Source organism: Streptomyces pactum, assembly GCF_016031615.1.
Taxonomy (GTDB): Bacteria; Actinomycetota; Actinomycetes; order Streptomycetales; family Streptomycetaceae; genus Streptomyces; species Streptomyces pactus.
In genome coordinates this window covers 1,676,349-1,691,027 of record NZ_JACYXC010000001.1, presented here as the reverse complement: position 1 = coordinate 1,691,027, position 14,679 = coordinate 1,676,349, and the positions used below count along the sequence as shown (strand labels likewise).

Sequence of the window (14,679 nt, the reverse complement as noted above, 5' to 3'; positions counted from 1 at the left end):
GTCAGCGCGGGGACGGCGGACCCTTCCGGACGGCGATGCGCACCTCACCGCGGCAGGCGGGCGTCTCCTCCTCGCCGAAGCGGCAGAGCGTCCTGAGGAGGACCAGCGGGCCGTTGCCGCCGTCCCGCTCGGTGACGCCGACCAGGTCCAGCTGCCCCCAGAACCGGCGGCCGCGCATCCGGCGGCGGAAGGTGCTGCGGAAGTCCACGATGAACATGTCGGGCAGCTGCCGGGCCCAGAAATCGTCCATGGACCAGGTGTCGAACGGCCGGACGGCCTTCTCCCGCACCGACTTCGCGAGGAGGAAATAGATCATCTGGTTGTAGCAGAGGTTGAACTCCACCGCGTTGAAGTGCCCGGTGTCGTCGATGTACCAGGACCGGGGGATGTGGAACTCCCCGCACACCCCGGCCGTCCCGCCGTCCCGCGGCTGTCCGGCGACCGTGACCGCGGCGGAGCGCAGGTAGCGGCACTCGGGCCGGTAGACCCGCAGCACCCGGGCGAGCAGGTCCGGGTCGTCGCCGAACGTGACGGTCCCCGGGGCGGGCGTTCCGACGGTCACCGGGCCCCCTCAGCGCCCGGCCGGCCGGCCGATGCCGGGGTAGAACTCGTACTCGTCGTGCACGGTGACCCGGAAGGACACCGCCGGCTCGGGGGTGGCCGTGTGCCGGGCGCGGTGCACCAGACTGCGGTTGTCCCAGATCAGCAGGTCGCCCCGGTCGAAGGTCTGCAGGTGGATGTTCTCGTGGGTGAAGGTCCCGTCCGACTGGCCGCAGGCGTCGAGGAGTTCGCGGAGCAGCCCGTCGCGCAGCGGGTTGCCGCCGGCGTCCTGGAGACCGCAGGTGACGGCCTCGCTGACGTAGAGGACCCGCTCACCGGTGACCGGGTGGGCGAAGACCGTGGGATGGGCGCACGCCGGGGTCACCTCCTCGATCTCCGCCAGGACCTCGCAGACCGGCCGGTAGACGTCGCTGGGCCGGATCTTGAAGTACCGCCGCACGCTGTTCAGGCCGAACGTGCCGGCGATCTCCGCCTTCAGCGCGTCGGGGAGCTTCCGGTACGCCGCGCCCATGTCGATGAAGTAGGTGCCGCGGTCCCGCTCCGGGACCACCTGGGGCCAGACCAGCGTCAGACCGAACGGGCGCGGCATGAACGCGTAGTCGTGGTGCCAGAACGTCCCCGTCCGCGGCACGCCGAGCTGCGCGCCGTCCCCCTCCCGGCGGGCCCCCCGGTGGGAGGAGACGAAGATCTCCGGGTGCTCGGGGTGGTGGTACATCGGCTGGTAGTACGTCTCCACCTCGCCGAGCCGCCGGCCGAGGGCGACGAACCCGGCCGGCGTCAGCCGCTGGTCGCGCAGCACCACGATCTTGTGCCGGTAGACCTGCTCCTTGAGCTCCCGGAGCCGGTCCGCCGGGGCGCCCAGGACGTCGAACCCCTCGATCGTCAGACCCATGCCGGAGCCGGTGCGCGGGATGGTGCTCATGGTGTCCCCTACGTCGTGACGGATGCTGTGGAGCCGGGCCCGGTGCCGGACGCCGCGGACCCCCGCGCCGGGCGCCGGGGCGCCGGGCCCCGGTAGGTGTGCCGCGGTGTCCCGCCGCGCGCCGGGTGCCGGGGTCCGGCCGGGGACCGGCGCGTCCGGCCGCGTGCCGGCCGCCGTGTCGGGGGCAGTGCCGGGGTCCGGGGTGCCGGCGGTACGAAGCGGTCATTCGGCCACGCGGGTGCGGTGGCTCCAGCGGAACACCCGCAGCCGGTGGCCGGACCGCACCTCCCAGTCCGCGGTGGGCAGGTAGTGGTCGTAGTGGCTGCCCTTGCAGAGCTTCAGCACCTGTTCGGTGTCCGGCACGGTCACGACGCTCTCGGCGTCCGCCGGTTCGTTCACCGGGCCGCCGCGGAGGATCACGTTCCCCGGTGCCGCGGCCGTGGCCGGGTCGGTGCCGGAGGTCTGTGCGGGGTCGTTCTGGCAGGTGTCCATGGGGGTACGCCTTTCGTCAGCATCCGGGAGCCGCCGTCCGTCCGGCGGCCCGGGGGGTCGGATCTACCGGTACCGCCGCGTACTCCTGGAGTCCGGCGGCGACGCGGTCCATCACCTCGGTTGCCCGGGGCACCAGGTAGAAGTGACCGCCGTCGAAGAACTGGAGGTCGAAGCGCCCGGTGGTGTGCCGCTGCCACACCCGCGCCTCCTCCGCGGTCACCCGCGGGTCCCGGTCGCCGATCAGGGCGAGGACCGGGCAGTCCACCGTGGCGTCGGGGGCGCAGCGGTAGGTCTCGATGGCCTGGTAGTCACCGCGCAGGGCGGGCAGCACCATCCGGAGCAGGTCATCGTCCTGGAGGATCACCGAATCGGTGCCGTTGAGCGCCCGCAGCTCGGCGAGGATGGCCTCGTCGCCGTCCCGGTGCAAGGACTCCCGCCGTACGGTGGACGGCCCGCGCCTGCCGGAGGCGAACAGCGCCACCGGCGCCCGGCCGGTACGCCGCTGGAGTTCCCGCACGGTCTCGAAGGCCACCACGGCGCCCATGCTGTGCCCGAAGAAGGCCACCGGCCCAGCGGCGACGGCCGGTTCCAGGACCGGCGCGATCCGCCGGGCCAGTTCGCGGATGTCCCGGACCACCGGTTCGGACCTGCGGTCCTGGCGCCCGGGGTACTGCACGGCGAGCACCTCGGCCTGGGGCGGGAAGGACCGGGCCATCGGGCCGTAGAAGCTGGCCGAGCCACCCGCGTGCGGAAAGCAGACCAGCCGCACCGCGGCCCCACCGGGCGGGCGGAAGCCGCGGATCCACAGTGCCTCGTCGTCCCGCGTGGCCATCGCCACCCCCGCTTTCCGTGTGGGTGCCCGGCCGGCCGGCCGGTTCTTACGTCCGGCGCTTCCGCGCCGCTGCCCCCGGCCGTCCCGCTCCGCACCGCGCGCCGCGCACCCGGCGGGCCCGGGCGGCGCGGCGCAGGCGCCGGCGGAACGGGCCCGGGCCGGCCGGAGCCGTTCCGGGCTTCCGGTCGGATTCCCGCCGGAACGCCTACCGTTCGGGCGACAGCGTGCCCCTCCCGGCCCCCCGGCATGCGGCCCTGCACACCATCGGATGACGCGTTGATATTTACACCTGAGCGCCGGTGGAACCTCCCTCGCGGCACACCGGAATCCCCCCTGACCACCGCTGGGCTCGCCGCGCCCGGGACCGACGGACGGTGCCGGGCCGCGCCCCGCCGTGGTAGGGCCGCGGGGCCTGCACACCGCGGGCCGGGCGGGGGTACGGACGCCCGGCCCGGCACCCGGGTCCCGGGCCCGCCGGCCGGAGACCGGCCCCCGGCGGTGCGGTGCCGCCCTCCGGCGATCCGCCGGGCCGGTGCGGACCGCCGGGCCTGCCGCCGCCACACCCGCGGTCCGCGGGCCGGGCACCCCGCGGTCCGCCACCGACGCCGTGGGGTCCGCCGCCAGCCATCGCGGGTCCGCTTCCGGTCACCCGTCCCCGGCCGCTTCCGCCCGGCGGACCGCCCGTGGGGTGCCCGTGGGGCGGCCGGCCCGCCGGGACGGCCCGCGCTCTCCGCCGGTCGCCGGGCCGCCCCACGCCCCCGGTTCCGCACGCCCCCGGTTCCGCACGCCCCTGGTCCCGCATGACCGTACGAGGGAGGCGTGGTTGTTCGGTGACCACCCATGGGAGATCATCTGCCCATGGGGATCAAGGGGGGTGGATCCGGGACCTCGACCTGCCCGCGTCCGCCGTCGTACCCGGTACGGCGGGACGGGCCGGCGCGCCACGTCCCGGCGGGCGGAGCGGCGGCACACCGTGCGCGCCCGGCACGACCGGCGCCGCCCGGCGGGGCGCGCCGGGCCGTCCGGCGGCCGGCGACCGCCGTGCCCCGCACCGGAGACCGCCGGGGGCCGCGACCGGGCGGACCCGCCGGCACCGCCACGCGCGGCTGACCCCTCCCCGCCACCCGGCCCTTCCCTCCACCTCCACCCCTCGTCCTCTCCCTCCTCCGAACCTTCTCCCTCCTCCTGGCGACGATGACGACTCCGAGGCTCGGCGCATCCCGTGTACGCAGCGGAACCGATCACAGAAGGGGAAACCGACCATGGCGACTTCACCGGACCACGCGGTGGTGCTCGGAGCCGGGATGAGCGGGCTGTTCACCGCCCGGGTGCTCGCGCAGCACTTCCGGCGGGTGACGGTGGTGGAGCGCGACGCGACGCCCACCGACGACGGTCCGCGGCGCGGCATCCCGCAGGGACACCACCCGCACGGGCTGCTGCTCAAGGCGTCCGACTTATTCGACTCGCTCTTCCCCGGCATCATCGCCGAGTGTGCCGAGCACGGCGCGGTACGGGCGAACGTCCTCACCCAGCACCGGGTGTACATCTACGGCCATGAACTCCGGCAGACCGAGATCGGCAGGGAGACGGTGCTCCTCAGCCGCCCGCTGCTGGAGCACCGCGTCGCCGAGCGGGTGCGGGCGCTGCCGAACGTCACGGTGCGGCGCGGCTGGGAGGCGGTGGGCCTGCTCACCACCGGCGGCTACCGGGTGACCGGGGTGACCGTCGGCCGCAGCGGGTCGGGGGAGCGGGAGGACCTCGCCGCGGACCTCGTGGTGGACGCGACGGGGCGCTCCGGCCGGGCACGGGCGTGGCTGCGGACGCTCGGCTACCCGGAGCCGGCCGAGCAGCGCGTGCCGGTCGGCATCAGCTACGCCACCCGCCTGTACGAACTGCCGCCGGACGTCCTCGGCAACGACCGGCTGGTCAGCGTCAGCCCGCAGCCGGCCCATCCACGGGGGATCGCCTTCGTGTCCCGGGAGAACCACCGGTGGTCGCTCTCCCTCTACGGCTACGGCGATCACCGCCCGACCGCCGATCCGGACGAGTTCGCCGCCGGGATCGCGGAACTGGCGCCGGAGTACGTGCTCAAGGCGCTGGCCCGGGGCACCGCCGTCAGCGACATCCAGGTGATGCAGTACCCGGCCGGGATCCGCCGCCGCTACGACCGCCTGGACCGCTTCCCGGAGGGCTTCCTGGTCACCGGCGACGCCCTGTGCAGCGTCAACCCGGTGTACGGCTCGGGGATGACCATCGCCGCCGCCCAGGCCCGGGAGCTGGGCCGGCAACTGCGCGGCGGGACCCACGGGCTGTGGCGCCGCTACTTCCGGGCGGCGGCCCGGATCACCGCGCCGGCCTGGCAGTTCGCCGTCATGGGCGACGCCCCGCTGGCCGGCACCTCGCGGCTGCGCCAGCCCGGGGTCGTGCTGGGGTCCGCGTACATGCGCCGGATGGCACGCGCCGCCGAGACGGACCAGGAGGCCGCGGGCGCCCTGATGCGGGTGGTCGGCATGGACCGTTCCCCCGCCCACCTCTTCCGCCCCCGCCTGCTGGCCAGCGCCCTCCGCGGCGGCCGGCCCCGGGGGTAGCTCCGTCCGGCCCTCCCCGGGAACGCGGGGATGCGTTCCCGGGGGCTCAGGCCCCTTCCAGGTAGGCGACGGCACCCGTCGCCCGCGCGGTGCTGATGGCGTCGAGGCGTGCGAAGCCGTCCGGCCGCATCTGCCCCCGCCATCCCTCGACCGTGGCCACCCGCCACTCGGTGTGCTCGTCGGTGAGCCGCACCCGGGCCAGCTGGACGTCGGTGAGTTCACCGCCGTCGAAGATGAAACCGATGTGGTTGACCGGCCAGCGCGTCCGCCGCGGGAGGAAGTGGACGCCGAGCAGACGCCGCGGCCCCCGGAAGTCGATGCCGGTCTCCTCCAGGCACTCGCGCCGGGCACCCTCCCACGGCGTCTCGCCGTGCTCCAGGTTGCCGCCCGGCCACTGCCAGACCTCCGCCTCGTCGCGGGAGCGCAGCTGGAACGGACGGCCGGCGGTATCGGTGAAGTAGAGGCAGGCGTAGGACGTGGCCCGGGCGATGGTCTCGATGTACTCCTCCGGCGGAAGCCACCTGTCCGTCATATCCGTCTCCCTCCGGCAGCGGCCCGGCCGTCGCCCGCGGTGGTCACGGTCCCGCTCAGCGGTGCCCGGTCGAGGACAGCGCCGTCAGGAGTCTTCCCGCGACCCCGGTACGGACAACCACGTCCCCGGCGAAGCCGTCCCACCTGGCCGGCGGAAAGAGCGAGGGCCGCTACCCCGCTTCGGGGGTAACGGCCCTCGCCGACGTTCCTCAGGCCGGGCTACCGGCCGGGACCGCGGGGATGCCTCTCCGCAGGTCACGGCCTGTTTTAGGGCTTTTTGCCCAGGTTACCCGGCCTCGCTCATCAGAGGTCGAAGTACAGCTCGAACTCGTGCGGGTGCGGGCGGAGCTGGATCGGGGCGATCTCGTTGGTGCGCTTGTACTCGATCCAGGTCTCGATCAGGTCGGAGGTGAAGACCCCGCCGGCCTGCAGGTACTCGTTGTCCTCCTCCAGCGCGTCGAGCACCGCGGAGAGGTTGGTCGGGACCTGGGCGACGCCCGCGTGCTCCTCGGGGGCCAGCTCGTAGAGGTCCTTGTCGATCGGCTCGGCCGGCTCGATCTTGTTCTTGACGCCGTCCAGGCCCGCCAGGAGGAGGGCGGAGAAGGCCAGGTACGGGTTGGAGGAGGGGTCCGGGGCGCGGAACTCGACGCGCTTGGCCTTGGGGTTGGAGCCCGTGATCGGGATGCGCATCGCGGCGGAGCGGTTGCGCTGCGAGTAGACCAGGTTCACCGGGGCCTCGAAGCCGGGCACCAGGCGGTGGTAGGAGTTCACCGTCGGGTTGGTGAAGGCCAGCAGCGACGGCGCGTGCTTGAGGATGCCGCCGATGTAGTACCGGGCGATGTCCGACAGGCCCGCGTACCCCTGCTCGTCGTAGAACAGCGGCTGGCCACCGGACCACAGGGACTGGTGGACGTGCATGCCCGAACCGTTGTCACCGAAGATCGGCTTCGGCATGAAGGTCGCGGTCTTGCCGTTGCGCCAGGCGACGTTCTTCACGATGTACTTGAAGAGCATCAGGTCGTCGGCGGCGGCGAGCAGCGTGTTGAACTTGTAGTTGATCTCCGCCTGGCCGGCGGTGCCCACCTCGTGGTGCAGGCGCTCGACCTGGAGGCCGGCCTTGTCCAGCTCCAGGGAGATCTCGGCGCGCAGGTCGGCGAAGTGGTCCACCGGCGGCACCGGGAAGTAGCCGCCCTTGTAGCGGACCTTGTAGCCGCGGTTGTCCTCCAGCGCGCCGGTGTTCCAGGCGCCCGCCTCGGAGTCGATGTGGTAGAACGCCTCGTTCGCCTTGGTCTCGAACCGCACGCTGTCGAAGACGTAGAACTCGGCCTCCGGACCGAAGTACGCGGTGTCCGCGATGCCGGTCGAGGCGAGGTAGGCCTCGGCCTTCTTGGCGATGTTCCGCGGGTCACGGCTGTACTGCTCGCCGGTGATCGGGTCGTGGATGAAGAAGTTGATGTTGAGCGTCTTGTCCCGGCGGAACGGGTCCACACGCGCCGTGGTCAGGTCCGCGCGCAGCGCCATGTCGGACTCGTGGATGGCCTGGAAGCCACGGATGGACGAGCCGTCGAACGCCAGCTCCTCGTTCGGGTCGAACGCCTCCGCGGGGATCGTGAAGTGCTGCATGACGCCGGGAAGGTCGCAGAAGCGGACGTCAACGAACTTGACATCCTCGTCCGAGATGAACTTCCGAGCATCGTCGGCGTTCTGGAACATCCAACTCCTCCTAGCCCGGCCGCGGGGGACGGGGTTGCTTCGGTGGCGCGGTCCGTGTGCGGTGGCGCGCTGGCCCCGACCCTAGGTAACCGGGATTTCCCGGGCATGACCCATCTGTTTCACCCAGGTTAACCGGGTTGCGGGGGAGACGTAGGGGACCGGTGGGGTGCGTGGTGTTCACGTCAGGGCCCGCGCCGTACCGCGGGGAGGCCCTGTCCGGGCGGGACCCCGCGCTGCGGGGTGGCCCGCGGCGGGGTCGGGCGGCGGTGGTGCGGGGGGAGGCACCGGCAGCGGGGTGTGCGGAGGTCCGTCGGGGGCGGGGCGGATGCCGGGGCCCAGGCGGCGCGGACTGCCGGGTCCGGGGCGGTGCGGCGGTCGGGGCCGGTCGCGCGGCCCCCGGCGGCTGGGGAGTACCGGCCGCCGCAGTACCGTGGTCGGGTGGACAACAGGCAAGCAATCGGATCCTGGCTCTCCGGGCCGCGGGCAGCGGCCGAGGAGATGGGCGTCGACTTCGGCTACCGCGGCCAGCAGCTGGGACTGCCCGAGGAGGGTCCGGGGGCGATCGCACCGTCCGGACGGCGCATCGGTGCGCTGTTCATCGACTGGGCGCTGTGCATGCTCATCGCGTACGGGCTGTTCTCCGGCGGCGACGCGCAGCGGGCCGGCAACTGGGCGGTGGGCGTCTTCTTCGTGCTCAGCGTGCTGACCCTGGGCACCCTCGGGTCCACCCCGGGCAAGATGGTGTTCCGGCTGCGGGTCATCGGGGCCCGGGGCGAGCGGCTCTCGCTGCCGCGGGTGATGCTCCGCTCGGTGCTCCTGGTGCTGATCATCCCGGCGGTGATCTGGGACCGTGACGGCCGGGGGCTGCACGACCGGCTGTCCGGGGCGGTCCAGGTCCGTCTCTGACCCCACCTGGCCGGAGCCGGCCCGCCCGGGTCCGCGCCGTCCGTCCGGCGACCGCCGTTGACCGGCCGACATCCGCCGTTGACCGTCCGGCATCCGCCATTGGCCGGCCGGCATCCGCCGTTGGCCGGCCGGCGACCGGTGGCGACCGGCCCGCGTCCGGTTCGGGCCCGTCGTGTTGGCTCTGACGCATGCGCGTACGGACGGACATCACGCGTGAGTGTCGCCGCGGGCATGCCGGAGGTACACCCTCGCGCGCCCGGCCGGGGCCCGGGGAGCCGTGCCGGGCTCCGGCCGCCCGCGGCCCCTCGTCGGCCGGACCTCGGGCCCTGCCCCCGGGTCCGGAGGACGGGCCCACACAGCCCCCGGGCCGGCCCGCAGCGCCTCCGGGCGGCCCCCCGGGCCGGTGGCGCTGCGCCTCCGGGCGGCCCCCGGTCCTGGTCGCCCCCGGTCCGCCCCTCCGGCAAACCCAGGTCGCGGTGGGCACCCGGGCACCGGCGCCGCGCATCCTGTTCCCACGGCCTCCCCGGACATGACGGAGGGCGGCCGAACGATTCCGTTCGGCCGCCCTCCGTCATGTCCGTCCGCCGGGCAGGCGCGGGGTCAGCGCCCCTTCGGCATGCGCATGCCCTTCGGCAGCGGTCCCTTCGGGATCGGCATGTTCTTCATCAGGTCGCCCAGCGCCCGCAGCCGGTCGTTGACCACGGTGACCTGGGCACCGGGGAGCACGCGCGGCAGCTTCAGCAGGGTGGTGCGCAGCTTCTTGATCGGCACCTGGCCCTCTTCGGTGCCGACGATGATGTCGTGCACCGGCACATCGCCGACGATCCGGGCCATGCGCTTCTTCTCCGCCGCCAGCAGGCTCCTGAGGCGGTTCGGGTTGCCCTCGGCGACCAGCACGATGCCGGCCTTGCCGACCGCGCGGTGGACCACGTCCTGGTTGCGGTTCATGGCGACCGCCGGGGTGACCGTCCAGCCGCGGCCCACGTTGTCCAGCACCGCGGCGGCGGCACCCGGCTGGCCCTCCAGCTGCCCGAAGGCGGCCCGCTCGGCGCGCCGGCCGAAGATGATCGCCATCGCCAGGAAGGCGAGGACGAAACCGAGGATGCCCAGGTAGATCGGATGGTCGATCCAGAAACCGAAGGCGAGGAAGGCGCCGAAGACGACGATGCCCACAGCCGCGACGACCAGGCCGACCTTCGAGTCGACCCGCTTGGTCATCTTGTAGGTCAGGGCGATCTGCTTGAGCCGCCCGGGGTTCTCGGAAGAAGTTGCCTGCCTCGCCATGTACAGAAGTTTACGTGGCCCGCGCCGCCCGGGCGGACACGGCCTCCAGCACGTGCTGGGCCTCCTGCCGGTCCTGGGCGCGGCGGCGGTCCTCCAGTACGGCGGACCACGCGTTGCGGCGGGCGGTGCGCTGCCCGCCGCCGAGCAGCAGGCCTTCCAGCGCGCGCAGCGCGGTGGTCACGGACGGTGGTCGGACGGGCGCGGCCTGCATGGCGGGGTCCCCCTCGTGGGCGGCGGGAAAGGGTGCGCGCGGGGTTGGACCGGGCGCGCGGTGTTCCTCAATCGTTACCCAAAGGTGTTACCACTGCGTGACCGACCGGTCAAACGCTGATGAAACGTCACACCGGCCCGGATACCACCCGCCACCTGCGGAAGTATCCGGGCCGGACCTCGGGGGTGTGCTGGTCTTCACACCACCGGGGGCGTGAGGGTCGTCACTGTGCGCTGAGCGCCGCGGCGGCGTTCCGCTGCTCGATCGCCTGCTGGTACAGACGTCCGGCGCGGTAGGAGGAGCGGACCAGCGGACCGGACATCACGCCCGCGTAGCCGATCTCCTCGGCCTCCTCCTTCAGCTCCACGAACTCCTGCGGCTTGACCCAGCGCTCGATGGGGTGGTGCCGCACCGACGGGCGCAGGTACTGGGTGATGGTGATCAGCTCGCAGCCCGCGTCGTACAGGTCCTGCAGCGCCTGGCTGATCTCCGCACGCTCCTCGCCCATGCCCAGGATCAGGTTGGACTTGGTCACCAGGCCGGCCTCGCGGGCCCGGGTGATGACCTCCAGCGACCGCTCGTAGCGGAAGCCGGGACGGATGCGCTTGAAAATCCGCGGGACGGTCTCCACGTTGTGCGCCAGCACCTCGGGGCGGGAGGAGAAGACCTCCGCCAGCTGCTCGGGCACCGCGTTGAAGTCGGGGATCAGCAGCTCCACGCCGGTGCCGGGCATCAGCGCGTGGATCTGCCGGACGGTCTCGGCGTACAGCCAGGCGCCGCCGTCCTCCAGGTCGTCGCGGGCGACGCCGGTGATGGTGGCGTACTTCAGCTCCATCTGCCGGACCGACTCGGCGACCCGGCGCGGCTCGTCCCGGTCCAGCGCCTGCGGCTTGCCGGTGTCGATCTGGCAGAAGTCACAGCGCCGGGTGCACTGGTCGCCGCCGATGAGGAAGGTCGCCTCGCGGTCCTCCCAGCATTCGTAGATGTTCGGACAGCCCGCCTCCTGGCACACCGTGTGCAGGCCCTCGCGCTTCACCAGGCCGTGCAGCTCGGTGTACTCGGGGCCCATCTTCGCCCGGGTCTTGATCCACTCCGGCTTGCGCTCGATGGGGGTCTGGCTGTTCCGGACCTCCAGGCGCAGCATCTTGCGTCCGTCGGGTGCGACAGCGGCCACGTCCGGCTCCTATGACTTCGATTCCTCGGCGCACACCAGAGTACGCCCATGGTTCATACGCTTATACGCCCTGGCCAACCGCGGGCCCGGCGGGCGCATTCCCCCGGCCGTACCGCGCCGGTGCGCGACGGCGCCGCGCTCCCCCCTCCCGGCCGCCCGGGCCGGGGCCGCCCGCTCAGACGGCCCGGGGCAGCGGCACGGACGACTCCAGGACCTCCCGGAGGTGCTTCTCCACCACCGGGGTGACCTCCCCGACCGTCACCTCGCGCCCCAGCTCGGCGGAGAGCGAGGTCACCCCGGCGTCGCGGATGCCGCACGGCACGATCCGGTCGAACCAGGTGTTGTCCGGGTTGCAGTTGAGGGAGAAGCCGTGCATGGACACGCCCTTGGCGATCCGCACCCCGATCGCCGCCAGCTTGCGGTCCTCACCGCGCTGGCCGGCGTTGGACGGCGCGTACTCCGGACCGTTCAGCCGGGGGTCGAACTCTCCCTCCTCGCCCGCCTTCGGCGAGGAGGGGCCCACGTCGTGGAGGCGCGGGTCGAAGTCCAGCTCCAGACCGCCGACGGCCGGCCGCCGGTCCTCCGGGTCGCCCAGCACCCACACCCCACTGCGGCCCTCCACCCGGGTGGCGGCCACGCCGAAGTCGGCGCAGGTGCGCAGCAGCGCCTCCTCCAGCCGCCGCACGTGCGCGATCACGTCGACCGGACGGGGCAGCTTGAGGATCGGGTAGCCGACGAGCTGGCCGGGGCCGTGCCAGGTGATCTTCCCGCCGCGGTCGACGTCCACCACCGGGGTGCCGTCCAGCGGGCGCTCGCTGTCCTCCGTGCGCCGCCCGGCCGTGTACACCGGGGGGTGCTCCAGCAGCAGGCAGGTGTCCGGGATCTCGTCCGCGAAGCGGGCCGCGTGCACCCGGCGCTGCTCCTGCCACGCCTCGGTGTACTCGACGGCCTCCGCCCCGAAGCCCAGGTGGACGAAGCGCAGCCCGTCCGCCCCTTCGGTCGGCTGGGGATTCCCCATGTCAGCTCCTCTTGAGAACCTCGTACGTCCCGCGTCCGACGCGGGCCGCCGCCCCGGGGGCCCGGTGGGGGCCGGGACGATCGATCGCGCCAGAGCCACTGTACGACCGCGGTACGGGCCGGTGGCAGCCGCCCGGTGGTCCGGCGACGGGCCGCGGGACGCGGGGCGCGGGACACGGTGCGGCGGTCGGGCGGCGGTCCGGGGGACGTGCCGGGGCCGGACGGTGGTCCGGGGACGTGCGCGGCGACATGTGGGGCCGGTGGCGGGCGGTGGATGGGGGTACGTCCGGCCGGCGGGTCCGGTGCGGGCGGTGCGGATGGTGCGGCGGGCGGCGGGCCCGGTGCGGGCGATGCGGCCGGTGCCGCCGGCGGGCCGGTACGGCCCGTGCGGCGCTCGTACGTCCTTCCCCGATCCGGCTGTGTCCGTCGTCACGGGTGATCCCGCGCCCAGTGGCCCCGCGTGGGCCCCTGCGTCCGGCGGGCCCCCGTGACCCGGGCGACCCGTGGGCCGGCCGTCCGGTGCCGTCCCGCACGGTCCCTGCTGCCTCCTCGCCTTCTCGCCTCCCCGCCGTCCCCGGCGTCCCCGCGGCCTCTCCCGGGCCCTGCCGTCCCACGCGTCCCGGCTCCTCCCCGCGGCCGTTCCCGCCCGGCCGGGAGGGGCCGGGACGCCCGCGCCGCGGCCGGTCGGCGGCTCCGTCGCCGCACCGTCCAGGCTCGACCCCCTGCTCACACGATCGGATGAATGCGGGTCGCAGGGGGCGAAGGAGGCCGTGCGGACCGCTACATTCGCGCCGTTCCACAGAGCGATCAGGGAGACCGGCAGGCTGATGACGGAACGACCCCCACAGCGCACCGCCAACCGTCAGCTCGCCGCGCTCATCGCCGAGGCGGGCTTCTCCAACGCCGGGCTCGCCCGGCGGGTCGACCAGCTCGGCCTGGAGCACGGCCTGGACCTGCGGTACGACAAGACCTCCGTGACCCGCTGGCTGCGCGGACAGCAGCCGCGGGGCACCACGCCCGCGCTCATCGCCGAGGTGTTCACCCGCAGACTCGGGCGGCGGCTGTCCGCCCAGGACCTGGGCCTGGACGCGTGTGCCCCGGTCTACGCCGGGCTGGAGTTCGCCGCCACCCCGGAGGAGGCGGTGGACATCGTCAGCGCGTTGTGGCGGAAGGATTCCGGCAACCACGCGGAGCTGCGGAAGATCGCGTTCACTCCGGCCGGACTGGTGGTGCCCAGCCGCGACTGGCTGATCGGCCGCCCGGACGACCGGGTGGCCCGGGGCGAGCCGGCCCCCCGCACCGCCCCGCCGGGCGACGGGGCAGCGGCCGGGCAGCGGGGTGCCGCGGTGCCCCAGCCGACGGCCGGCCGGGTGCCCCAGCAGGGCCGGCCGGGGGTGCCCCGCCAGCGCCAGGCGGTCACCGAGTGCGGGCCCGGGTACCGGGTGACGGCCGGGGACATCGCGGCCCTCCGCTCGGTCGGCGAACTCTTCCGCACCCTGGACGACGCCTACGGCGGCGGGCACGCCCGGCAGGCGCTGGTCCGCTACCTGGAGCACGAGGGCGAGCCGATGCTGCGGGGCAGCTACGGCGAGGCGATCGGCCGGCGGCTGTTCGCGGCCGTCGCCGACCTCACCCGGCTGGCCGGCTGGACCTCGTACGACATCGCCGCGCACGGCCTGGCCCAGCGGTACTTCGTCCAGGCCCTGCGGCTGGCGCAGGCGGCCGGCGACCGGGCGTACGGGTCGTACGTGCTGGTCACCATGAGCCGGCAGGCGGTGTACCTGGGGCACGGGCGGGAGGCGGTGCAGCTGGCCCGGGTGGCCCAGCAGGGCGTGGGCAGCGGCGCGCCGCCGGTCGTCCAGTCGCTGCTGCACGCCTCCGAGGCGCGCGGCCACGCCGTCCTCGGCGACCTGCGGGCCTGCACCGCCTCGCTGACCCGGGCCGAGCGCGCGCTGGAGACCGCCCGGCCCAGGGACGAGGTGCCGTACTGGGCCCGCTTCTACGACGAGGCCCAGCTGGCCGACGAGTTCGCCCACTGCTACCGGGACCTCCAGCAGTACCGGGCGGCGGCCCAGCACGCGGAGCGCTCCCTCCAGCTGCGCGCCCCGGGGCAGGCCCGCGGCCGGCTGTTCTGCCGGGTGGTGCTGGCCACCGCGCGGCTGGGCCTGGGCGAGCTGGAACAGGCGTGCGCGCTGGGTGCCGAGGCGGCGCAGGCGGCCTCCGAGATGCGTTCGGCCCGTGCGGTGGAGTACGTACGCGACTTCGAGCGGCGGCTGGAACCGTACCGGGACGCGGCGGCGGTGCGCGGCTACCGGGAGCGGGTCGCGGCCATCGGCTGACGCCCCCGCGCCCGGCCCGCGGCCATCGACTGACCCGCCCGACCGGCCGGCCCCGCCGACCGGCCGGGCGGCCCGGACGGTACCGGAGCCGCCCGGCCGGGTGCCGGTA

13 protein-coding genes are annotated in these 14,679 nt (G+C 74.1%); 3 read left to right on the top strand and 10 right to left on the bottom strand.

What is annotated here, in order from left to right; genetic code table 11:
• Position 1 precedes the first annotated feature (1 nt).
• From IHE55_RS06685 to IHE55_RS06670, 4 genes are all read right to left on the bottom strand, one after another.
• A complete protein-coding gene (locus tag IHE55_RS06685; RefSeq protein ID WP_197988191.1) occupies positions 2-562 on the bottom strand; it encodes an FcoT family thioesterase in 561 nt (186 codons plus the stop codon).
• A gap of 9 nt (positions 563-571) precedes the next feature.
• Positions 572-1,483 carry a (3R)-3-[(carboxymethyl)amino]fatty acid oxygenase/decarboxylase gene (gene scoE / locus IHE55_RS06680; RefSeq protein ID WP_372442636.1) on the bottom strand — a complete coding sequence of 304 codons (912 nt, stop codon included), beginning with the start codon at positions 1,481-1,483 and terminating at the stop codon, positions 572-574.
• A gap of 222 nt (positions 1,484-1,705) precedes the next feature.
• The gene (locus tag IHE55_RS06675) at positions 1,706-1,975 is read right to left on the bottom strand and encodes a DUF5988 family protein (RefSeq protein ID WP_197988190.1); all 270 of its coding nucleotides are present in this window, start codon (positions 1,973-1,975) and stop codon (positions 1,706-1,708) included.
• Between the two features lie 16 nt (positions 1,976-1,991).
• Positions 1,992-2,807 carry a thioesterase II family protein gene (locus tag IHE55_RS06670; protein WP_197991825.1) on the bottom strand — a complete coding sequence of 272 codons (816 nt, stop codon included), beginning with the start codon at positions 2,805-2,807 and terminating at the stop codon, positions 1,992-1,994.
• Positions 2,808-4,069: 1,262 nt separating this feature from the next.
• Here IHE55_RS06670 and IHE55_RS06665 point away from each other — a divergent pair.
• A complete protein-coding gene (locus tag IHE55_RS06665) occupies positions 4,070-5,395 on the top strand; it encodes an NAD(P)/FAD-dependent oxidoreductase (RefSeq protein WP_197988189.1) in 1,326 nt (441 codons plus the stop codon).
• A gap of 46 nt (positions 5,396-5,441) precedes the next feature.
• On the opposite strand, the gene IHE55_RS06660 is transcribed toward IHE55_RS06665, so the two are convergent.
• Both IHE55_RS06660 and glnA read right to left on the bottom strand, forming a co-directional pair.
• Entirely contained in the window at positions 5,442-5,927 is a 486-nt protein-coding gene (locus tag IHE55_RS06660; RefSeq protein ID WP_197988188.1) for an NUDIX domain-containing protein, read from the bottom strand.
• Positions 5,928-6,229: 302 nt separating this feature from the next.
• A complete protein-coding gene (gene glnA / locus IHE55_RS06655) occupies positions 6,230-7,639 on the bottom strand; it encodes a type I glutamate--ammonia ligase (RefSeq protein ID WP_197988187.1) in 1,410 nt (469 codons plus the stop codon).
• Between the two features lie 438 nt (positions 7,640-8,077).
• On the opposite strand from glnA, the gene IHE55_RS06650 reads away from it, so the two are divergent.
• Positions 8,078-8,545: an RDD family protein gene (locus IHE55_RS06650; protein ID WP_197988186.1), complete on the top strand. Its 468-nt coding sequence runs from the start codon at positions 8,078-8,080 to the stop codon at positions 8,543-8,545.
• Between the two features lie 600 nt (positions 8,546-9,145).
• Here IHE55_RS06650 and IHE55_RS06645 read toward each other — a convergent pair.
• The 4 genes from IHE55_RS06645 to lipB all read right to left on the bottom strand — a co-directional run bounded on the left by IHE55_RS06645 (position 9,146) and on the right by lipB (position 12,232).
• Positions 9,146-9,829 carry a DUF4191 domain-containing protein gene (locus IHE55_RS06645; RefSeq protein ID WP_197988185.1) on the bottom strand — a complete coding sequence of 228 codons (684 nt, stop codon included), beginning with the start codon at positions 9,827-9,829 and terminating at the stop codon, positions 9,146-9,148.
• A 10-nt stretch (positions 9,830-9,839) separates the two neighbouring features.
• Positions 9,840-10,040, bottom strand: a complete 201-nt coding sequence (locus IHE55_RS06640) for an SCO2195 family GlnR-regulated protein (RefSeq protein ID WP_197988184.1) — start codon at positions 10,038-10,040, stop codon at positions 9,840-9,842.
• Between the two features lie 223 nt (positions 10,041-10,263).
• Positions 10,264-11,214 (bottom strand): lipoyl synthase, encoded by a 951-nt coding sequence (lipA, locus tag IHE55_RS06635; protein ID WP_197988183.1) that lies wholly within the window; start codon positions 11,212-11,214, stop codon positions 10,264-10,266.
• Between the two features lie 175 nt (positions 11,215-11,389).
• Positions 11,390-12,232, bottom strand: a complete 843-nt coding sequence (lipB, locus tag IHE55_RS06630) for a lipoyl(octanoyl) transferase LipB (RefSeq protein ID WP_197988182.1) — start codon at positions 12,230-12,232, stop codon at positions 11,390-11,392.
• 826 nt (positions 12,233-13,058) lie between these two features.
• Here lipB and IHE55_RS06625 point away from each other — a divergent pair.
• Positions 13,059-14,570 (top strand): NsdA family TPR-like regulatory protein, encoded by a 1,512-nt coding sequence (locus IHE55_RS06625; RefSeq protein WP_197988181.1) that lies wholly within the window; start codon positions 13,059-13,061, stop codon positions 14,568-14,570.
• The last annotated feature ends 109 nt before the right edge of the window (positions 14,571-14,679 follow it).